The organism is Arthrobacter sp. KNU-44, assembly GCF_051843155.1.
In the GTDB taxonomy this organism is placed as follows: Bacteria; Actinomycetota; Actinomycetes; order Actinomycetales; family Micrococcaceae; genus Arthrobacter.
Genome location: NZ_JBPXNG010000002.1, coordinates 3,612,178 through 3,633,657, shown reverse-complemented (window position 1 = coordinate 3,633,657; position 21,480 = coordinate 3,612,178). Strand labels below are relative to the sequence as shown.

The following is a 21,480-nucleotide window of genomic DNA, read 5'->3' as shown; positions in this document are numbered from 1 at the left end:
GATTTTGGTACCGAACCCGCAATCCGCGGACCCCAACACATGAAACTGGCCTGCGCCCGGTTGTCGGCTCTTCACGGTTCGTGGGGAAATGGATCCCTGGGATGAGCGTCATGCCGCCGTCCGAACGGCACTTCTCAAGAGAATAACCGACTTGTAATTGGCCGGGTTGCGGTAACCGCGGGCGGTGCGTTTGATGTTCTTTATGGCGGTGTTGTTGGCTTCAACCTTGCCCGTCGTGGCACCGGTAATGATCAGCACCTCGATCTCTTTCCACCACCGGCAGACGGTGCGGTAGAGCCTGTTCGTCTCCGGTCGTCCGGCTGCCTTGACCAGTTCCTCAAGTTCGTTCTTCGCCGTCGCGGCGTCCTCCAGGGAGCCGGTGCGCAGCAAGACCCGCAGCTGTTCCTTGACCTTCCAGACCGCCTGGAGCGTGCCGGTCGGATCGTCGGCAGCGAACACTTCTGCTAGCCGGTGGGCGGCCTTCTCCGTGAGGGTATTGCCAGCGCGCAGGAGAAGCATCCGGTGCGCCCAGGCCTTGTCGACGGCCCTTCCGCGGCGGCCCTTGACCTGTTGGGACAGGTTCTGCCGTGTCTCGGTCACGGCCTGGTTGGCCAGGGAGATCAGGTGGAAGTGATCGACCGCGACAGCGGTCCGGGGAAGCCACATCCGCAGCGCCTTTCGGAACGCGGCCGAGGGGTCGATCGCCACGACCTGCACGGCCAGACGCCATGCCAGAGGCCGGGCGAAGAGCCACTCCCCGACGCCCCTGTGGTCCCGGCCGTCCAGGACGCCCAGCACCTGGCCGCTGTCCAGATCCACGATCGTGGTCATCCACGGCTCGAACCGTGTCCAGGCCTTGGATTCGGGGTCCTGGAAGTAGCGCACGGACCGGAACCGGTGCTCATCGATACCCAGCATTCTTGGACTCAGCTGATCCACATCCGGAAGGGTGAGAAAGCAGGCTTCATTGAGCGCGACACGGACCATCCACCAAGACACCGCGAACGCGGCAGCAGTCTCCGAGACGGCCCGGCCCGAACGGATGACCGCACCCACGAGCTGGTCCCGGAGCCGGCCGGTAGAGCGGGCACGCCGCGGGACCTGGGCGGTGGACTCAAAGAACGAGAGCCTCTCGCACGCCGGTTCTTCGCAATACCAGCGGTACTTGGACCAGAGGACCTCCACCGGGCCGGCGACAGGAATGTCCCGGATCCGCTGGAAGCGTCGTTCCTTCCGCCGCGACGCAACCACCCCGCACGTGGGGCAGCCCGGCGGCTGGTCGGTTTCGACAATGACCCTCCGGCCGCCATCGGGGCTCACTCCGGTGGAAATGACACGGTAATCGGGCAGGTTGAAGATGTTGGTGGCAGCCTCAGCTGCGACCCCGGTAGGCTCGTTCAAGGCTCGTGGTCCTGTTCCAGGTTGAATGCTTAGACACACTCATCCCAGCAGGGCCACGGGCCCCCTTGTCTTCAACGACACGAACTCATTTCCCCACCAACCACGAAGAGCCCGGTTGTCCGGGCTCAGGCCAGTTTCGACTCCTGTTGACCGCCGTGTTGGCCGGCCAAGGTCGAGTATCAGGAACCAGCAGCCCCGCTGCCGTGCTTCGCTTGGTAGGCCGCCCGGGCCAGTTCGGGCATGACGGTCCAGAGAACCCACTTGACGCCCAGGGGCGAAGCTTCCAGCAGAGCCAATGCGTCGTCGGAATTCTGAACGACCGCCAGTGAATTCCGCTTGGCCGCCGGCAGGACGTCAAGCACCCCGTTCTTGGCGATGTCCGCCCGTTCGGACATGTTCACGGCGACTACGTCTATGTCGGCTTGCAATTCGCCCCCGCGCCTGGATTCCCACAACAGCGGGCTCACACCGTAACGCACGATCTGCCGCTTTCCCTGGGCTTTGACTTTGTCCAGTGACGGTGAAGGAACAACTCCAAAGTCCTCAAGAATCCGAACTGGATTCGAGTTCTCGTCATAGACTTCAAAGTCCGCGCCGGGCACGGAGCTGGCACCAAGGTAGAGGAAGCTGCTGCCCGCAAGGTCCGAGTAGCTGGACTTCGCCTTCGCAATTTCCTTTTCAATATTCGCTACCAGTTCCTTGGCAGCCTGGGAGCGGCCGATGGCCTTGCCCACGGTGAGTGTCGTAGTCCGCCAGTCAGTTCCAAAGGGAGTCCCGGGGTAAGCGATAACCGGGGCAATTTCACTCAGAGTGTCATACTCGTCCCGTGTGATGCCCGAGTTGACGGCCAGGATGAGGTCAGGTTTCAGCGACTTGAGCGAGTCATATGGTGGCCCGTCCATTTCCCGATATTGAGTCGGCATGACCGCGTTCATTGAAGTAATCGCCTTGCCGAACCACAGACTGGTGCCGAAGCCACGCGCTTCATAGGCCGGAACGCCGACCGGCACGACTCCTAGTTCGACGCAGACATCCTGGCTCGCGAAACCAAGCGTCGCAATTCTGGTCGGTACCTTGCTCACAGTAGTCTCGCCGAACAAATGCGGAATCGTGACGGGGAAATTGCCTGTGTCAGCCGATCCCTGCGACGCCGCTCCACCGAAACAACCTGAGAGCAGGAGCGGCGACACGGCGACGGCCGCCAAGAACCCACGACGACCCAGATGGTCGCCCGAGCCTCCATTTGGTTGCTTCATGTGGTCCCTTCCCGTTCGGCCGTGAGGCCCGTGCTTTAGCCCCGAGGGCAATTTGTCAATAGTCTCGTGCGAGCGGGGTCTCCGCTTCAATGACTCAAGCGGCTTTGGACCGCTGCCTGAGTTCAGCGACAACCTCATGGACTTCACCGTCCATGACGACGTGGCCGTGTTCCAAAAGGACGCCCCGTTCGCAAATGGTCGCCACAAGGTCAAGGTCGTGGCTGACCACAAAGAGGGTCTTGCCCTTGCCGGCCAACTCTTTGATCTTGGCGATGCACTTCCGCTGGAATGGTTCGTCTCCGACAGCGAGGATTTCGTCGATGAGGAACACTTCGGGATCTGTATGCACGGCAATAGAGAAAGCGAGCCGAAGATACATGCCCGACGAATAGAACTTCACCTCGGTGTCGATGAACTCGCCAATTTCGGAGAACTCCACGATCGAGGCGAACTTTTCGTCGATCTCTCGCTCGGTCATTCCAAGAATTGCGCCATTGAGATACACGTTGTCGCGCCCGCTGAGATCGTGATGGAAGCCAGCCCCAACCTCAATCAGGCCGGCTACGCGCCCGCGGGTGAGGACAGTCCCGCCATCCGGTTGGAGGACTCCGGAAATCAGCTTGAGCAGCGTTGATTTTCCGGACCCATTGAGCCCGAGAAGAGCAACGGTCTCCCCATGACGAACGTCAAGGGAGACGTCTTTCAAGGCATCAAATTTTCTCGATAGGTCACCCTTGCGTCCACGAATGAACCAGACGAGGGCTTCCTTCAGGGAACGCGTGTGACGGAGCACGAATTGCTTACGGATACCTACACACGTAATTGCCAACTCGTCAGTTTGAAACAATCTAGAGCTCCTGTGCGAAATGGATGGAGAGCTTGCGGAATACAGACTGGCCCAGGAACAGGATGGCAACGGAAATTGCAATTGCAACCGGCAGCCAGAATCCGAGGAGATCCGGCGGCAAAGGCGCAAGCCCAATCTGGTCCGCCGTCAAAGTCGGATACCAAAACGCCCAGTGGAAGATCTCGACGCCGACAGTCAGTGGATTCATCTGGTAGACCCAGTACCAGGGCCCCATGACTCGTTGCACCATCGTCCAGATGTAGAGAACCGGCGAGGCCCACGTCACAACCATCAGGATCATGTCGACAATGTTCTCGGAATCACGGAAGTACACATTTGCCGCTCCGAAGAGGAGACCGAGTCCAGTTGCAAGAATTGCAACCATAATGAACGCAACAATCACCATCAGCAGCTGGATCAGGGATGGCTGCCAACCTGCGAGCAAGCAGGCACCAACGAGGACTGCCAATTGAGGAAGGAAATGCGCTGCCGACACCAGGACCGTCGCTACGGGAAACAATTCCCTCGGCAGATATATCTTCCGAATCAAGTCCCTATTGTCAAGAATGGAACGGGTCGCATTTCCCAAAGACTCCGTGAAAAAGTTCACGAAGACGATTCCTGCAAACAGATAGATCGAGTAGTTCGGCGTACCATGCTGGAGATTGAGGAAAATCCCCAACGCTACAAAGTAGATAAGAAACTGCATCAGTGGTTTGACATAAGACCAAAGCAGTCCCAATACCGAACCCCGGTATCGTACTTTGATCTCTTTTCGGACCAGCAGCTTCAATAGAAACCGGTTGGAATAAACGTCAAATAGTCCACGGCCATGGCCTGGTTTTATGAGTTGAGTCGACACGCTATTGGGATTCCTACCCGCTGACATCGAAAGTGGCCTTCCAGGACTCCAAGGAAGTGATCTCCGGCAAGGCCGCCTTGTACTCGGCGGAGAGTTGATCCCATCGACGGTACAGTTCGCTCTGGAGCTTGGCCGCTTCCAGCATCTGGCTCCGCAACCGCTTGGGGTCCCGGCGGTACCAGGACACTCCAGTCCCTTCGGCGTTGGAGACAAGGACGCTGTCGAATGAGGACAGCCTCCACCAACGATTTTCCCTGTGCGCCAAATGGGCCTGGGGCCGCTCCAGCGATGAAGGATCCGGCTTCTTGAATATCTGGCGAAGGACCGTCTTCGCTGCCCACTTCACGAGGTCCTTTTTGGGCGGCATCCCCGCGGCGCCTCCTCGGCCTCCCCCATTGAGGCCCACAGCCGGAAACTCGTCCACGTCGGATTTAATTTGCGCCTCTGTGTGGCGGGAACGCAGCTCATTGACTTCGGCCAACTTGCTTGCCAATTCAGCGTGGAGGCTCCCCGGTCCGCGCAGGACGTCCCGCATCGCCATGATGCGTGCTTCCTGAGCGAAGTACTGCATGGAGATCAGATGTTTGACGTTGTTCTGGAACGACTCCCGCAATACCCGCCCCCCTTTGGGGAAAGGGCTGTGAAGAAGGGCCGCGATCAATCGGTTGCGTTCATGGAAGTAGGCCTGCCATCCCAGAGAGTCATCCTTGTCGATCCACGACACATGCCACAGGGCGGCGCCAGGCAGGGAGACGGTCGCGTACCCGGCCTGCTTCGCCCTCAAGCTATATTCGGCGTCATCCCATTTGATGAAGACAGGCAGTGAAAGGCCTATCTCCCGGATGATGTCAGTCGGTATCAGGCACATCCACCAGCCATTGAAATCAACATCGACACGACGGTGCATCCAAGGGGTTTGCCGCAAATTACGGTGTCTGAAGTCGTGGCGATACTCAAGGGCGTCATCCGGGCTTACCCAGCTCAGCCTGTAGGGGTCGACCACTTCACCGAAGGTGTGCAACGTCGTCCGACTGTAAAGATCGAACATGTGACCGCCAACGATTGTCGGCTTCTTGCTGAAGCGCGCAAAAGTGATGAGCCGTTCAATGCTGTCAGGTTCCACCACGACGTCGTCATCGAGAAGTACGACGAAGCTGCTGTCGTTCTGGACAGCCTCCGCCATCCCCCGCGAGAAGCCTCCCGCACCGCCAAGGTTGGCTTGCTCCACGATCCGTAGTTTGCGACCCAACACATCCTTGACGTCATTGAATCCTTCGGCTGCCGAGACCTTGTTCGTGCCCTGGTCCACAATCAACACTTCCTTGACGCTCTCGAGCGCCTTGGAGCTTCCGCCAAGAATACGGGCGTTCGCGATGCAGAAGTCCGGCTTGTTCATGGTGGTGATTTGGACTGTTGCGACTTCTCCCGCAGGAATCCGCGGAGACTCCCGCGTTGCCCATTCAGCGCCGAGCAAGGTCAATTCCGACGCGCCGGCAACCAACTCAAACCAGTACCAGCCGCCGTCGCCGAACGTCTCCAGGGACAGCTCGAGCTCGAGCTCGTTATACCCTTCGACGTGGATTGAGTTCAGACGCTGAGGCATCCCGCGCGCGTTCGAGCGGTAGACCAGCACAGTTCCCGAGCCCTCGGTGCGGACGTGCAGCTGAACCGAGCGGACAGCTGTCCATCGACGCCAGTAGCTGGCAGGAAATGCATTGAAATACGTACCGAATGATACGTGCTGTCCGGCGCGTACCTTCGCGGAAGTGCGCGAGAGGAAGTCCTCATGATGAGCCTCCAGCGGGCTCGAACCAACTAGATGCAGCTTGTTTTCCGGAAGCTTGGGCTGTCGGTAGAGTCCGTCGTCCTCGACGAGTTGGGTGCCAACCGAGCTTCCGGCGTCGACATAGAGTTCAACGGCGTCCAGCTCACCCGGGGAAGGGAAGACGACCCTTTGAAGCTCGGCAGTCGTCGTGGGACTCACGCGTCCACTCCTCCGCTTTCAATTTCCGCGCCGTTTTCGAAATGCGGACGGACCTTGTTATCAAACATGGAGAGAGCCGAACCGATGGCCATGTGCATGTCGAGATACTTGTAGGTGCCAAGGCGACCGCCGAACAGCACGTCTTTTTCAGCGGCTGCGAGATCGCGGTATTTCAGCAGCTTTTCGCGGTCATCCGGGGTGTTGATCGGATAGTACGGCTCATCGCCGCTTTCGGCGAACCGGGAAAACTCGCGCATGATGACGGTCTTCTCCGTCTGGTAGCCACGCTCCGGGTGGAAGTGGCGCGGTTCGATGATCCTGGTGAACGGGACGTCGTCGTCGTTGTAATTGACAACGGACGTTCCCTGGAAGTCTCCCGTGTCCAGGACTTCCTCTTCGAAGTCGATGGTGCGCCAGGACAGATCTCCGGCGACAAAGTCGAAGTAGCGGTCCACGGGTCCTGTGTAGACGACGGGAATCTTGCCGACAACCTTGTTTTTTGAATACTCGTGCGACTCGTCAAAGAAGTCCGTGTTCAGGCGTACCTCGATGTTCGGGTGCTCGGCCATCTTCTCGATCCACGCCGTATACCCGTTGGTCGGCAGGCCTTCGTACTTGTCGTTGAAGTATCGGTTGTCGTAGTTGTACCTGACAGGAAGGCGAGAAATGATTTCCGCTGGGAGGTCCTTGGGGTCGGTCTGCCACTGCTTGCCGGTGTAGTGCTTGATGAATGCCTCGTACAGGGGGCGACCGATCAGCTGGATGCCCTTGTCATTGAGATTCTGCGGATCGGTTCCCGCGAGTTCACCAGCTTGCTCCTTGATCAGGTCCTGCGCCTGGCTAGGAGTCAAGTTGGCCCGGAAGAACTGGTTGATCGTCGCCAGGTTGATGGGGAGGGAATACACCTCACCCTTGTGCACGCCGTACACCTTGTGCACGTAGTTCGTGAAGGTCGTGAACCGGTTGACGTACTCCCACACCCGCTCGTTCGAGGTGTGGAAAAGGTGCGCACCATAACGGTGCACCTCGATTCCGGTCTTCTCTTCCGTTTCGCTGTAGGCGTTGCCGCCGATGTGATGCCGGCGGTCAATGACAACAACCTTCAAGCCCAGCTCAGTGGCGGCCTGTTCTGCGATTGTCAGGCCAAAAAAGCCCGACCCGACGATGACGAGGTCAGCGGTCACAAATACTCCTGGTTCGAATGCGGGCAGCCCAATGATGTGCATTGGCTGCAGGTCAAGCCTACCCGAGATGGCGCGCCGATTTTCGGGCCGGTCCCTGCCAGCCCTGACAGGTGCAGCGTTTTCCACATACGTCAACTGGCGTGGAACACGGGGTAGTCATCACAAATATCGTGGACGAACAGAAGCCTCGCTAACCGAAGGAGCGGACACAGTGGCATTCCATTGCACCCTCGTCTGGGGCCCGTTGGCGTTACGGCAAGGCGGACCCATCGAACTGACCATAGCCGCGGGCAACGGCACCCCTGGCGCCGTCGTCGAGGCCGCCGTCGCGGCGGAGTTCGGATCTGGAAAACTTGCAGTCGAGGGACTGCCGCTCGGCGGTCTCACCGTTGGCTCGGCGCCGCTCATGTCGGGGGCTGTGTTGGTGTGCGGGGCCGATTCGGAGGCGCAAGACACCCGTGATCGCTATCGCAATCCCGCGGCGTTGTCGTTGCTGGTGCACGCAGGTCCGGCCGCGGGCCTGGTCATACCGCTGGAAAGGGGCAAATACAGGATCGGCCGGAGCAATGCCGATGTCTGCCTCCCGGATCCTGATGTTTCGCGGGATCACGCAGTCCTGACGATCTCCGAGACAGCGGTCACCATAAGGGACAACGGGAGCGCGAACGGAACGGTGGTGGATGGACGCAAAGTCCGCTCCGCCCATGTCTCGACCGCCTCCAGGATCCGATGTGGTGGCTCGGTCATGTCAATTGTCTTCGGTGACGAAGAATACGGAGCGGAGTCGCTGGGGGCAGCCGGCCAGGACGTCGCCGAGCCGATCCTGGTCCCGCGGCGCCACGATGCGGGCAGCCGCACGCAACTTCTCCTCACGGCCGGGCTCCCCTTACTGCTGGGAGTTGGAATGGCTCTGGCCACTGGCATGTGGATGTTCCTCGGATTCACGGCAATTTCTGCGATCGCGGTCTTCGCACCTGCAATTTCGGGGAGACGCGGGCGCCGCATTCTGGCTGCCGCGATCGCGGCGGCAGTCGAACAAGACCGGGCCCGACGACGGCGGTGTTCACCGTCCGCCGCTGAGCTCGCCTTCGCCGTCAACTCGGCAGCTTTACCCTCAAAGGAACACGGGCGAATGCGGCTGGCGCTGCCAAGAACCACCACGACGCAAGGATCCGGCACAGCTCAAGGAGCCAGCACGGTGCAAGCCTCGGGCGCAACCAAAGGAACGGCGGGTTGCCGCGATGTGTGGCTCCGGCTCGGCACCTGTCAGCAGAACGCCAGGGTTGCCCTCGATCCCGCAGACCCGGGCTTTCAGCCACCGCAGCTGGGCCCCGTTCCGGTAGTTCTGGATCCCTCCACCCAGGCCGTTTCCCTCACGGGACCGGAAGCCAAGGTGCAAGGAATGTTCAGATTTCTGCTCATGCAGCTGGCAGCTTTTCCCGGCGCAAGCAACGCTCCCGTCCTCATACACGGACCGCTAGCCCACTTGCCGTCAAGCGCCCGGTTCCTCCCCGGCATCACGTTGACCACGGACGCCTCTTCAGCCGCGGCTGCTCTTTCCGCGCTCGCGGATAAACCGGGAGCACTGCTTCTGGTGGGACCCGAACGTGATCCCGCCGTCGACCCACTCCGGCTGGCGGCGATCGAGTCCGGCTGGAGAATCTTCCAAGGCACCGCGAGGGGCGACGAAAGCGGTTCCGCCGTCGAGCTCTGGAACAAGCGCGCAATCCTTCGTTCGTGTCATTCAGAGACGGAATTTGACCCTGACCTTGTGCCGCACCCGGTCTTCGACCGCTACTGCCGCTCATTGGCAAGATTGCCCCGTCTACCGAAAGAAAGGGCGCCGCTTGTCCCCTCTACCTGCCAACTTCCCGAATTGCTTCCCGCTGAGCCCTCGAGCATCGCGGCCCGCTGGAGCGCTTCTTCAGCACGCGGAGGGCTATCCGCGGTTATCGGGCGAGGAGCCGACGGGCCCCGGTCGCTGGACCTGGTTTCGGACGGCCCGCACCTCCTCGTTGCCGGAACTACGGGATCAGGAAAGTCGGAGCTTCTGCGCACGATCGTGGCCGCGACCTCGCTGACCCACAGCCCGGACAAGGTCAACTTCCTGTTTGTTGATTTCAAGGGAGGTTCGGGGCTCGGGCCGTTGGCAGACCTTCCGCACTGCGTCGGGATGCTTACGGACCTCAGTGAACACGAGCTTGAACGTACCCTCTCCTCCCTCCGTGCCGAGGTTCGGATGCGGGAAGGGAGCCTTGCGAAGGCCGGTGTCCCCGATTTGCCCGCGTATTGGGCCAAAGCCGCAGGAACCAGGGGCGGGGGCGCGGCGGGTCGGAGAAGCCACCTTCCGGTACTGCCCCGTCTGGTACTCGTCATCGACGAATTCAGGATGCTCATTGAAGACGCCCCGGATGCCTTGGCCGAATTGATGCGGATCGCCACCGTGGGCCGGTCTCTGGGCATCCACCTGATCATGGCGACACAACGTCCGCAGGGTGCACTCAGTGCGGACATCCGGGCCAACGTCACCACCAGCATTGCACTTCGCGTCCAATCGGAAATGGAATCCCGGGACGTCATCAACTCGCCGGCAGCGGCCTCGATTCCGGTGTCCCTGCCGGGTCGCGCCTTTATGGTTCGCGGAGTGGAAGATGCCGAGCCCTTTCAGTCAGCAACCCTCTCGGGCAGCGAAAAGGCCCAGCCGCACGCAAAGGCCATTTCGTTGCCGGCAGCGGGGTCGCTCCGCTTCAGCGGTTCGTCTGAAACCGCGTTGGCGGAGACTCAAGGTGCGACTGCAACGCCAGCAGAAGCCGCCTGCCCCATTATCAAGGCAATCAAGCGGGTTTGGGACATACAGGCGAGTACACCGCTTAGGAGACCTGTTGCGCATCCGCTTCCAGAGTCCGTCCCGCTTCCCGAATCCCTTGGCATCACAGCAATGATCGGCAGGCACGCGGCAAACGGTACGCCGGCAGGCCCGACTGCCTACCTTGGCTTGGCAGATTTGCCCTCGCAACAACGGGGTGCCGGCCTGTGCTGGACTCCTTTCGTCCACGGGAATCTTGGACTCATTGGCCCTCCTGGAAGCGGAGTTGAAGATACGTGTCGGGCAGCGGCTGCGCAGCTTGTTGGAAGTGCCGAAGAGCTCCATCTCTATGTCCTCGACGGTGACGGTTCATTGGCCGATGTGGCCGCCCAGGGACGCGTGGGGGCCGTTGCCTCCCCCAACGACATCAGAAGGGGCGTTCGCATCCTGGAGAGGCTCGTAGCTGAGATGTCGGCGCGGCAATCCCGGGGAACCGCCGCCGGGCAAGTCCCGCTTTTGCTGGTCATTTCGAACTGGGGTTCGTGGGTCTCCGAGTTACGCGCCGGACCCCTGGCCTGGGCCGAAGACGTTGTCCACGCCATCGTCCGCGACGGACAGAAGGCAGGACTGGCTCTTCTTGTCACGGGCGACCGCGAACTGACTGCCTCGCGCATGTTCGCGTCAATCCCCAACCGCGCATACTTTCCCACCGGGACCACAGAAGAAGGGCGGTTGGCGTGGCCCCGTTTTGCGGCAATGAAGCCCCTGAAGGGTCGGGCGGTCGTAAGTGGCAACTTGCTCGGGGTTGACACTGCAGTTGCGCAGCTTGTCGAGCCGCCGCCAACCTCGGCTTGGCCGTACTGCGTGCCCCCCGAGCCTGCACGGCGCCCAATCCGGGTGGATCCCTTGCCGCAATTCATCCGGGCTTCGGATCTCATTGCGGATGGCCGAAGCGATGCTACTGCCCTTTCCCGTGCCCGGGTCCCCGGGTCGGTGCTCCTTGGAGTTGGAGGGGATGAACAAGAACCTGCTTGGATCACGCTGCCGCGCGCAGGCGTCCTCCTCGCCCTCGGCACCCCCGGTTCCGGCAAGTCGTCGTTTCTGGCTGCTTTGGCCATGCTCAATCCAGGCCATCAATGGTGGACACCACCCAAAGGGGCCGATCATGACGCTTTCTGGGCCGAATTCCACCGGGAAGCAAGCCGCAGGCTCGTCGGAGCAGAAGTCATCCCCCTCGTGGACGACGTCGAACACCTCGCCAGCGAAACCGCCGTCCTCCTGGCTGAACTTCCTGGTATCGGTTTCCCGGTGGTGGCAACTGCGGGCAGTCCTGCCCTACTGCAACGGACGCCCCTTGCTTCCCTGGCCCGAAACCACGGAAGCGGAATTCTCCTGGGCAATGGGCCGCCGGCGGCCGGAGATTTCTTTGGCGTGCGCGCCGACATCGATCAGGCGCCGCCTCCGGGTCGTGCTGTCCTCATCGAGAATGGACGAACACGCACTGTCCAGATCGCCGCTCCGGGCTAGAAGCCGTACCCAAATGAAAGAGTCAAAGGGCGGCGCGGGATCCGCCCGCTCGGGAGGCAAAGGCAATGACCCGCTTGTCGAACAAAAAGACAATTCCGGCCAAAGCAGGCACCACCATGGCCAGGCCGGCAGGAACCAGTCCGCCGGTCATGGTGGGAAACCCGATCGTCAGGGCGAACAGCTGCGCAACCAACGCGGGTGCCCGGGTCCAACGGTAGCCACGGAACAGGAAGTGCCCTACGGCAAACAACAATGCAGAAAAAGCCAGCAAAAGGCCAAGGGTAAACACGGCTCCCCAGAATGAGGCCACCGGAGCCCCGGTCACCAGCTCGTATACATACAGGGCTCCGGCGGTCAACAGTGCGAGGGCTTCCAGCACAACCACAATGGAAATAATAACGATTCCGACAGGGCGCGGCCCTTCGCCGGATGACCTGCCAATGTTGTCGTTGCCGGTCCTCTGGCCGTCGTCGCCGGGCGTTGCTGGGTCATGGTTAGGGTTCAGAGGGGGTCTTGACACATTGGCACAATACCGGACATAGTCGAGTACCTGTGAGTAGACCGGTGGCCAATGTGATGCATCGCTCACGGTTTCAAACGCTAAAACCCCTTGTTTACATGGCGTTAACATGACACGCTTGACTCAGACGACCAAGGGGGCCCAATGGGTCCCCTTTCCTATGAAGCCTCTCGTGAATATTTTCACAAAAGGCTTAACTAGTACTCACGAATGGAGTGACTGATCAGCATGGATTGGCGTAACCGCGCAGCCTGCCTTGACAAGGACCCGGAGCTTTTCTTCCCCGTAGGCAACACCGGCCCTGCGCTTCTCCAGATCGAGGAAGCGAAGAGTGTCTGCCGTCGCTGTCCCGTAGTGGACACATGCCTTCAGTGGGCCCTTGAATCGGGCCAGGACGCTGGCGTCTGGGGCGGCATGAGCGAGGACGAGCGACGCGCACTCAAGCGACGCGCCGCCCGCGCCCGCCGCGCTTCCTAAGTGACCGGGCCCGCGAAGCACAGAGCCTGAGGCAAAGAGAACACACGAAGATGGCCCGGACCGATAGGTCCGGGCCATCTTCGCATTTCTGACCGCGGTCACAGATAGAGCGCGCCGCCAGCGGCCGGCGTCAGCTCCGCACCAAGTTGAGGACGATCTCGACGGCGGTGCCACCGCCGTCGCGCGGCCGCCACTGGATGCTGCCACCCAACTCGCTCGTGACAAGAGTCCGCACAATCTGAAGGCCTAGACCCTCGGTATACGACCCCTCGGGCAGTCCGACGCCATCATCGGCGATCGTCACCGTGAGGAGTTCATCGCCGCGCTCCCCTGTGGAACGATCCGCCATCAGCCAGACCGTTCCGGCCCGTCCTTCAAGGCCGTGTTCCACGGCATTTGTCACGAGCTCATTGATGACCAGCGCAAGGGGCGTGGCAAAGTCGCTCGGCAATTCGCCGAACAGGCCGGCGCGCTCAGTCCGGACGTGTTGCGAAGGGGACGCTACTTCTGCCGAGAGCCGGAACTGACGTCCAATGAGTTCATCGAAATCGACGCTCTGCGTGAGCCCTTGTGAAAGCGTCTCGTGTACCAACGCAATCGTCGCCACCCGCCGCATTGCCTGTTCCAGGCCTTGTTTCGCCTCGTCGCTGACCATCCGTCGCGACTGCATGCGCAGCAAAGCAGCCACCGTCTGCAGGTTGTTTTTGACCCGGTGGTGGATTTCACGAATCGTCGCGTCCTTGGTCACCAGCTCGAGCTCGCGGCGTCGCAGTTCTGACACGTCGCGGCACAGAACCAAGGCTCCGAAGCGATGCTTCTCGTCGCGCAATGGAATCGCGCGCAACGACAAGCTGACACCACGGGACTCGATCTCGCTCCGCCACGGCATCCGACCGGTAACGACCAGCGGCAGCGTCTCGTCCACCATCCGCCGGTCCTTAAGGAGTCCTGCGGTTACTTCCGCGAGGGACCGTCCTTCCAAGGTTTCCACCTCGCCGAGGCGGCGGAATGCGGAGACGCCGTTCGGACTCGCGTACTGCACGATGCCGTCGGCGTCGAGCCTGATCAGGCCGTCACCCACGCGGGGAGCGCCACGGCGCGAACCCGTCGGTGAAGCGAAGTCCGGCCAGAGGCCCAGCGTTCCCATCCGGAGCAGATCGTAGGCGCATTGCCTGTACGTAAGCTCCAGGCGGGAAGGCATCCGTGAACTGGAAAGGTCCATATGCGACGTGACGACGGCAAGGGTCCGTCCGTTCCTGACCATGGGCACCGCTTCAACCCGCAGGGCCATCTCGCTGCTCCAGCTCGTTTCGCTGGAGCGTTCGATGGAACGGCTGGACCACGCTTTGTCGACTATCGGTCGCAGATCCGAGCGGATGCCTTCCCCGACGAAGTCCGCATGAAACACCGTGTGGCTCGTCGACGGCCTCACGTGAGCAAGCGCGATGTAACCGAATTCAGGATGCGGAAACCACAGGGCCAAGTCCGCGAACGCCAGGTCGGCGACCATCTGCCAGTCGCCGACCAGGAGGTGCAGCCATTCGGCATCTCCAGGCCCGAAATCAGCGTGCTCCCTGATGGGGTCTGTAAAGATTGCCACTGCACCTCCATATAACGCCCGGGCTTGTCCCTAGCGTCGAACGATTGACCTCAAGAGCCTCAATGCTACCGACAGAGAAGCCATGTCGTCGGCCTCCAGCGCGTTGACCTCGTCGAACATGCTCTTCGCGCGGCCCAATTGCTCGGCATTGAGGCCTTCCCAGGCCCGCAAACGGGCCTCGGCGTCGAGGCCGGCGTCGGTCGATTCGAGCACCGACGTCGTCATGTCCGCTACGGTCGAGTAGAGGTCGTCGCGCAGGGCCGCCCGGGCAAGCGCCTGCCAGCGGTCATCGCGCGGGAGTGCCGTGATCCGCTCCAGCAACGAATCGACGTGGAAGCGGTCGAATACCGTGTAGTAGACGTGGCTGACCTCTTCCACACGGGCGTCGCGGCTGTGAGTGATCTTGGCGATGTCCAAGAGCACGAAGCTCTCGAATAGCTCGGCCCAGCGATGGGCGAGCGTGTCGGGAAGGCCCCACGAGCGCGCCTTTTCAAGCCAGCCGGTAACCCGCTCTTTGTCGCTGCCGCGCAAGTAGTCGAGCACCCTGGCCCGCATCGGATCCATCATCGGCTTGAATTCCGCGACGATCTCCGAGATCGGCTTCGAGGCGTTGCCCTGGCTGAGCAACCAGCGAACGGCACGGTCAAGAAGCCTTCGGATGTCGAGGTGGACGGTGCTCCAGTGTTCCGTGGGGAACGAAGCAGGCAGGGCGTTGAGCTCCCGCACCATCGAATCGAGTTCGTAGATCTCACGGAGGGCTACGAACGCCTTCGCGACGGCGACCTCGGTAGCCGAAGTCTCCTCCATGGTGCGGAAAGCGAAGGTGATGCCACCCAGGTTGATCATGTCGTTGGCCACCACGGTCGCGATGATCTCGCGACGCAAGGGATGCGTGTCAAGTTCGGCGTCGAACCGTTCTCGGAGCTGCTTCGGGAAGTAGGAGCGAATCGTCTTACGGAACCAAGGATCGTCAGCCAGATCGCTGTCCCGCAAGGCCGAGCCCAATTCGATCTTGGCGTAAGCGGCGAGGACGGACAGTTCCGGTGACGTCAGGCCCTGGCCCTGCTCCAGCCGCTCGCGAAGCGTCTCGGTGGTCGGCAGCGCTTCGAGGTCCCGTTTGAGGTCGGCGGACTTCTCGAGCCAGTCCATCAGGCGCTCGTAGCTCGGGCTCCATTCGGCGACGCGTGTGCGGTCGTTGAGCAACAGGATGTTCTGATCGATATTGTCTTCGAGCACGAGGCGTCCAACCTCGTCGGTCATGTCGGCGAGGAAGGATGTGCGCTCGGAAGCATCCAGTTTTCCTGCGGCAACCATCCGGTCGACGAAGATCTTGATGTTGACTTCATGGTCGGAGCAATCGACGCCGGCAGAGTTGTCGATTGCATCGGTATTCAGGATGACGCCCTGCAGGGCAGCTTCGATGCGTCCGCGCTGCGTCATTCCGAGGTTTCCACCTTCGCCAACGACCTTGACACGGAGCTCCCGTCCGTTCACGCGGATGACGTCGTTCGCCTTGTCTCCCACCTCGGCGTGGGACTCGGTGCTGGCCTTGACGTACGTTCCGATCCCGCCGTTGTAAAGGAGATCGGCCGGAGCCAGGAGTATTGCACGCAGGAGTTCAGGAGGACTCAGCTGAACCGTTCCGTCCGGCAGGCCGAGGGCACGGCGGACTTCCGGCGAGATCGGGATGACCTTGGCCTGGCGGGGGTAGACCCCGCCACCTGCGCTGATGAGCGAGCGGTCGTAGTCGTCCCAGGAGGAGCGGGGAAGCTCGAAGAGACGCTGCCGCTCGCCGAAGGACGAAGCCGCATCCGGCGTCGGGTCCAGGAAGATGTGGCGGTGATCGAAGGCGGCAAGCAGGCGGATGTGCCGGGAAAGCAGCATTCCGTTGCCGAACACGTCGCCGGACATGTCGCCGACGCCGACCACGGTGAATTCCTCAGTCTGGGTGTCAAGGTCCAGCTCACTGAAGTGGCGCTTGACCGACTCCCATGCACCGCGGGCCGTAATGGCCATGGCCTTGTGGTCGTATCCTACCGAGCCACCGGAAGCGAATGCGTCCCCCAGCCAGAATCCATACTCGGCTGCCAGGCCGTTCGCGGTGTCCGAGAAAGTTGCCGTGCCCTTGTCCGCGGCCACCACCAGGTACGAATCGTCGTCGTCCTGACGGACAACGTCCGACGGCGGCACAATCTTCTCGCCGTCTGCCGTGGTCACGAGGTTGTCGGTGAGGTCGAGCAGTCCGCGGATGAAGGTCTTGTAGCTTTCGATGCCTTCGGCCATCCAAGCGGCACGGTCAAGTGCCGGATCCGGAAGCTGCTTCGCGAAGAATCCGCCCTTTGCACCGGTCGGCACAATCACGGCGTTCTTCACCGTCTGTGCCTTGACGAGCCCGAGAATCTCGGTCCGGAAATCTTCGCGGCGGTCGGACCACCGCAAACCGCCACGGGCCACCTTGCCGAAGCGCAAGTGCACGCCTTCAACGCGAGGCGAGTACACCCAGATCTCGTACTTTGGCCGCGGGAAGGGCAGTCCGTCGATCGTCGTCGGATCGAGCTTGAAGCTCACATACGACTTGCCTTGGAAGTAGTTAGTGCGCAGCGTCGACTCAATGAGGTTAACGAAAGTCCGCAGTACCCGGTCGGCGTCGAGCGTGGCCACCTGGTCGATTGCTTCGGCCAGTGTGGCGCGCGCGTCCTCCTGGCGGCCCGGACGGGCGGCATCAGGCGAAGAAGGATCGAAACGGGCCCCAAAGAGGTCAATCAGGCCGCGGGCAACCTCAGGGTTGGCGAGAAGAGTGTCCGCAATGAACTCGAAGGAGTTGGTGTTCCCCATCTGGCGCATGTACTTCGCATAGGCGCGGAGCATGACAACCTGCCGCCAGTGGATACCTTCCCGGAGCACGAGCCGGTCGAAACTGTCGGATTCCACCGCACCGGTCACCGCGGCGCTGAAGGAGTCCGCCAAGAGCTGGCCGGTAGCCACGGGATCGACACCGGTGGGGTATTTCAGGCCAAGGTCGTAGAGGAAGAAGTCCCGGTGGTCGGCAGTTTCAATTTCGAAAGGCCGCTCATCGAGAACCTCAAGGCCAAGATTGTGGAAGTAGGGCAGGATCTGGCTCAGGCTCTTCGGTTCCAAAAGGTAGAGCTTGACGCGGGCATCCTCTTCGAGCAGCTCACCGGCGCCGTTGGGCAAGTAGACATGCACTCCGGGGACCGTCTGGACTGCGACGGCGTCGCGGTCGGTTGTGGCGGCATACTTCTCAAAACGCTCAATGTCCTTGAGGGCGTCCTCGACTTCGTAGTCGACTCGGTAGCCGGCGGGGAACGCATCCGCCCACAGGGCTGACAATCGCTCGGCATCCAAACCGCTGGTGTTCTCGCGGAGCACCTCCGCAATACCTTCAGCCCATGACCGCGAGGCCCGGACAAGCCGCTTTTCGAGTTCACCGGCGTCGACGTCGCGGAGCTCAGCTTCGCGCGGCAGCCGGATCCGGAAGAACACCCTTGAGAGTGCGGACTCCGTGATCCGGGCCTCGTAGTCAATGCTCTCGGCTTCGAAGGTCTCGCGGAGTTCCTGCTCAATTCGTTGCCGGACGTTGGTGGTGTAGCGGTCACGGGGCAGGTAGACCAGTGCCGACATGAACCGTCCGTAGATGTCCGGGCGCAGGAAGAGCTTCGTGCGGCGCCGCTCCTGCAGACGCTGGATGCCCAAAGCCGTCGCTGCCAGGTCCTCGGTCTCGATCTGGAAGAGTTCGTCACGCGGGTAGGTCTCGAGAATACCGACGAGGTCCTTGCCGGAGTGGGAGTCCTGCGGGAACCCGGCCGAGCGGAGCACGGCGTCGACCTTTTCCCGAACGATGGGGATGTTCCTTACGGAACCGGTGTACGCGCTCGTGGCGAACAGGCCGATGAAGCGGCGCTCACCGTTGACGTTGCCCGCAACATCGAAGCTCTTGACACCGATGTAGTCCAGATACGCGGGGCGGTGCACGGTGGACCGTGAGTTGGCTTTGGTGATCACCAGGGCACGCTTCTCGCGAGCCTTACGGCGTCCGGCGTCGGTAAGGTGCTGGATTTGGTGGGGGTGGTCCCCCGCCCTCAAGAGTCCCAGACCGCTCGCTTCGCGCAACTCAAGGACGTCTTCACCGTTCTCGGTGATGAGGTCGTATTCCCTGTAACCGAGGAACGTGAAGTTGCCGTTGTCCAACCAGCGCAGGAGGTCCTGCGCTTGCTTGAGCTCCGCGATGTCTTCCGGGTGGGCCACCTTGTCCAGGGACGATGCCAGCTCGAGCGCCTTCGTGCGCATTTTGGGCCAGTCTTCGACGGCGGCCCGGACGTCGTTCAGGACGCGGTGGATTCCGTCAACGAGCTCCTTCTGGAAGTCGTCGGCCACCCTGTCAACTTCGACGGCGATCCACGACTCCATGTGGGAGACGTTGTCACCTTGCGAGATCAGATGGGCGATATTCGGCATCGCCGCGGTGTCACCGCTTGAGATGCCGATGTTCGACGGCACCCGGGCAATGCCGGACAGATCGCCGGTGACGTGATCACGCGAAACCACGAAGAGCGGGTGCATGACGAGCCGGATAGCGCAGTTCTGACGAACGAGTTCGGCGTTCACCGAGTCCACGAGGAACGGCATGTCATCCGTGACGATGTACAGAACGCTGCGATCACCCTCGTTGGCAATCCTGACATTGGCAGTGCCCGGCTTGCGGCTCTGCCCCGCTTCGCGGTGTGCCGCTGCCCTGGAGGTCAATTGCTCGGCAGCGTATCCGCGGGCGTCCTCCTCTGCGAGATGCTCGTAGTAGTCCCCGAAGAACCCTTCCCGGACTACTGCAGGTTTAGAACGATCCTCCACGCTGGATCCTGACGACATCGACAAACGCCTCCATCACATCTCAATTGCTGCGTCCTTGCAGCCCACATGGCGAGCCTAACGCTTTAGACGATGCCTTGCTCTGGAATAAATGACAGAGGATTTGTCATTTTGCTGGACGGGTGCACAGACCATTTTTGCGATTGCGAGCCGCAACGCAGACTCGGGCGCAGCTTCGAAGAGGACAGCGCCGGACAACAAGGCAGCGTCGCAAGCTTCAGGATCGGATGGAAGGAATACCTCGATGCCATGACCGGGGCCGTACCGCTCCCATGCCTCGCGGAGTTCACGTTCGGGTGAGCGGCCAGCCGATGCTGCCCGGACCTTGTTCAAGACCACGCGGGGAGCCGCATGCGGGACTGCCCGTTCAAGCTCAGCGAGGCCCCGTACGAGGCGCGGAACCCCGACGGCATCGGCCGCGCCGACGGCGTAAACGGTGTCCGCCAGTTCGATGCTGCGGAGCGTTGCTGCATTGCGTCGAGGGGCCATGGTGTCGAAGCTGAGTTCCTCGTCCGCTTCAAGGCAGAAACCTGCATCAACCACGACGACGTCCGCGATCGCCTTGGAGAGTTCAAGTACCGACGAAAGCGCGGCGGCCCGGAGCTCCGGCCACCGGTCCGCGCGGGTAATGCCGGTAAGAACCCTGAAACTCGTGGCTTTGGCGAAGACCGGCGCGGCGATCCGCTTGAGGGATTCAGCATCCAGCAATCCCTGGTCCGCCAATCGACAAGATTGCGCCAGTCCGGCGGATTCGTCCAGCAAACCAAGCGATGCTGCGACGCTGGCTCCGTAGCTGTCTGCATCGAGAAGGATCACTGATTTGCCTTCGGCCGCCAGCTCTGCGGCAATGTTGACAGCCACAAGAGTCCTGCCCGGCGCCCCGGTGGGCCCCCAGACTGCGATGATCCGGCCAGCCCCGGCCGGGGCCTGCTCCGGTTCTTCCGGCGCATCGGTGGGACGGAGTTCTGCGGCAGTGTCCGCAAACCCGGAATCCCGGGACTCCGAGCGTCGCCGTCCATGTCCGGGCATCTGGCCTACTGCATCGGAGATTCTGGAAGCCAGCGTTGCCGAATCTACATCCAGCGACGCGGTCACGACGCCGATGCTCCACAGGCGGCCCGACACCTCGGGGTCGTCGCTCAGTGCAACAACGGAGACTCCGACAGCCGCCAGCCGGTCGACCAGCGACGCCGTCAGTTCCTGAGCGCCTTCGGCGATGACCGCCGCGCGCGCGAGACCGCTTTGGCAAGCGGCCAGGAGTTCCGCGAGTTCGCCACACCGACGCACCACAGTCACCGGTCCGTGGAGCCGCTCGAGTCCCCCGACCAAATCCTCCCGGGACTGCCCGACCGTGACAACCGGGATACTCACTTGCCCGCACCGCCCGGGTTCCAAACCACAGCAATCTTCGCTTTGTTCGCCTGCGCTCCGAGAAGTTTCGGCATCTGCTCATCGGTCACCAGGACAAGAACCACCTTCTCCTTGGACGCTCCGAGGGTGGAGGCGCCCTCCGTGACCTGGGCGATCTCCGCACCCGGCAACAATAGCTGCGGCGTGCCGAAACCGTTGCGCGCGTCGGGGGGTGCTACCCAGACGTCAACCCGGGATCCTGCCACAGCCTGCGAAGGCAGTGATTCCTGGATCGCGATCGCCACCGGTTTACGGTCCAGGGAATCGGCGGCCCCCAGGCTCTCCCGGGGGACGAGTTGGTTCTTGGCGATTCTCTGAACGGCGACTTTTCCTTCGGGCAGACCGTCAGCCAGAGTCACGTAACTGGACTCAACGTCGTCGAGCCGGACTTTGACGACCGCAAGATCGTCCTTGCTGACTCTCTGGCCCACGGCAATCGACTCGCGCGCCGCATAGACCTGAGTGGTACGGTCCGCGGTTCCAACGAGGGCGATGACTCCGGCCAGCGATGCCAAGACGAGGAGAATCCCCACCAATAGTCGCGGATCCCTCCATGACGGTTTCCTGAGCCGCGCTGCAGCGGCCGCGGTAGTTGCACCCATCCTTGCTCCCCCGTTTGCATAGTTTGTCCGCGTCGACGTTCGGTGGCCTTTATTCTGACCGGAAGGGCGTCCCTTCCGAAAGCTAAATGCCCAAATTGCGTCAAGCTGTGGATAACACCG

13 protein-coding genes are annotated in these 21,480 nt (G+C 61.6%); 2 read left to right on the top strand and 11 right to left on the bottom strand.

Annotated elements, in window-relative coordinates:
- Window positions 1-108: 108 nt before the first annotated feature.
- The 6 genes from ACSVHC_RS18015 to glf form a co-directional block, all read right to left on the bottom strand.
- On the bottom strand, window positions 109-1,401 hold the full coding sequence (locus ACSVHC_RS18015) for an ISL3 family transposase (RefSeq protein ID WP_437770063.1): 1,293 nt from the start codon (window positions 1,399-1,401) through the stop codon (window positions 109-111).
- Between the two features lie 179 nt (window positions 1,402-1,580).
- Window positions 1,581-2,657 carry an ABC transporter substrate-binding protein gene (locus ACSVHC_RS18010; RefSeq protein ID WP_437770823.1) on the bottom strand — a complete coding sequence of 359 codons (1,077 nt, stop codon included), beginning with the start codon at window positions 2,655-2,657 and terminating at the stop codon, window positions 1,581-1,583.
- A 94-nt stretch (window positions 2,658-2,751) separates the two neighbouring features.
- A complete protein-coding gene (locus ACSVHC_RS18005; protein ID WP_437770824.1) occupies window positions 2,752-3,486 on the bottom strand; it encodes an ABC transporter ATP-binding protein in 735 nt (244 codons plus the stop codon).
- Window positions 3,487-3,505: 19 nt separating this feature from the next.
- Entirely contained in the window at window positions 3,506-4,393 is an 888-nt protein-coding gene (locus ACSVHC_RS18000) for an ABC transporter permease (protein ID WP_437770825.1), read from the bottom strand.
- Window positions 4,380-6,350 (bottom strand): glycosyltransferase, encoded by a 1,971-nt coding sequence (locus ACSVHC_RS17995; protein WP_437770826.1) that lies wholly within the window; start codon window positions 6,348-6,350, stop codon window positions 4,380-4,382. Before ACSVHC_RS17995 ends, ACSVHC_RS18000 begins: the two co-directional genes overlap by 14 nt.
- Complete coding sequence (gene glf, locus ACSVHC_RS17990) at window positions 6,347-7,534, bottom strand: UDP-galactopyranose mutase (protein ID WP_437770827.1); 1,188 nt, start codon at window positions 7,532-7,534, stop codon at window positions 6,347-6,349. Before glf ends, ACSVHC_RS17995 begins: the two co-directional genes overlap by 4 nt.
- A 211-nt stretch (window positions 7,535-7,745) precedes the next feature.
- On the opposite strand from glf, the gene ACSVHC_RS17985 reads away from it, so the two are divergent.
- The gene (locus tag ACSVHC_RS17985; protein WP_439181171.1) at window positions 7,746-11,867 is read left to right on the top strand and encodes an FtsK/SpoIIIE domain-containing protein; all 4,122 of its coding nucleotides are present in this window, start codon (window positions 7,746-7,748) and stop codon (window positions 11,865-11,867) included.
- A gap of 22 nt (window positions 11,868-11,889) precedes the next feature.
- On the opposite strand, the gene ACSVHC_RS17980 is transcribed toward ACSVHC_RS17985, so the two are convergent.
- Window positions 11,890-12,387: a hypothetical protein gene (locus ACSVHC_RS17980; RefSeq protein WP_437770829.1), complete on the bottom strand. Its 498-nt coding sequence runs from the start codon at window positions 12,385-12,387 to the stop codon at window positions 11,890-11,892.
- Window positions 12,388-12,615: 228 nt separating this feature from the next.
- Between ACSVHC_RS17980 and ACSVHC_RS17975 the strand changes: the two genes are divergently transcribed.
- The gene (locus ACSVHC_RS17975) at window positions 12,616-12,864 is read left to right on the top strand and encodes a WhiB family transcriptional regulator (protein WP_003804966.1); all 249 of its coding nucleotides are present in this window, start codon (window positions 12,616-12,618) and stop codon (window positions 12,862-12,864) included.
- Window positions 12,865-12,994: 130 nt separating this feature from the next.
- Here the strand turns inward: ACSVHC_RS17975 and ACSVHC_RS17970 are convergent, their stop codons facing one another.
- Genes ACSVHC_RS17970 through ACSVHC_RS17955 form a run of 4 tightly spaced genes read right to left on the bottom strand, consistent with a single transcriptional unit; the run spans window position 12,995 to window position 21,360 of the window.
- The gene (locus tag ACSVHC_RS17970) at window positions 12,995-14,464 is read right to left on the bottom strand and encodes a sensor histidine kinase (RefSeq protein WP_236811889.1); all 1,470 of its coding nucleotides are present in this window, start codon (window positions 14,462-14,464) and stop codon (window positions 12,995-12,997) included.
- 30 nt (window positions 14,465-14,494) lie between these two features.
- Entirely contained in the window at window positions 14,495-19,348 is a 4,854-nt protein-coding gene (locus ACSVHC_RS17965) for an NAD-glutamate dehydrogenase (protein ID WP_437770830.1), read from the bottom strand.
- Between the two features lie 57 nt (window positions 19,349-19,405).
- Window positions 19,406-20,719, bottom strand: a complete 1,314-nt coding sequence (locus tag ACSVHC_RS17960) for an AAA family ATPase (RefSeq protein ID WP_439181169.1) — start codon at window positions 20,717-20,719, stop codon at window positions 19,406-19,408.
- Complete coding sequence (locus ACSVHC_RS17955; protein WP_437770832.1) at window positions 20,716-21,360, bottom strand: SAF domain-containing protein; 645 nt, start codon at window positions 21,358-21,360, stop codon at window positions 20,716-20,718. Before ACSVHC_RS17955 ends, ACSVHC_RS17960 begins: the two co-directional genes overlap by 4 nt.
- Between the last annotated feature and the right edge of the window lie 120 nt (window positions 21,361-21,480).

Excerpts from the sequence above, each read along its gene's own strand:
- ACSVHC_RS18010 (WP_437770823.1), bottom strand. The coding sequence starts at position 2,657 with ATGAAGCAACCAAATGGAGGCTCGGGCGACCATCTGGGTCGTCGTGGG.
- ACSVHC_RS18000 (WP_437770825.1), bottom strand. The coding sequence starts at position 4,393 with ATGTCAGCGGGTAGGAATCCCAATAGCGTGTCGACTCAACTCATAAAA.
- ACSVHC_RS17975 (WP_003804966.1), top strand. The coding sequence starts at position 12,616 with ATGGATTGGCGTAACCGCGCAGCCTGCCTTGACAAGGACCCGGAGCTT.
- ACSVHC_RS17965 (WP_437770830.1), bottom strand. The coding sequence starts at position 19,348 with ATGTCGTCAGGATCCAGCGTGGAGGATCGTTCTAAACCTGCAGTAGTC.
- ACSVHC_RS17955 (WP_437770832.1), bottom strand. The coding sequence starts at position 21,360 with ATGGGTGCAACTACCGCGGCCGCTGCAGCGCGGCTCAGGAAACCGTCA.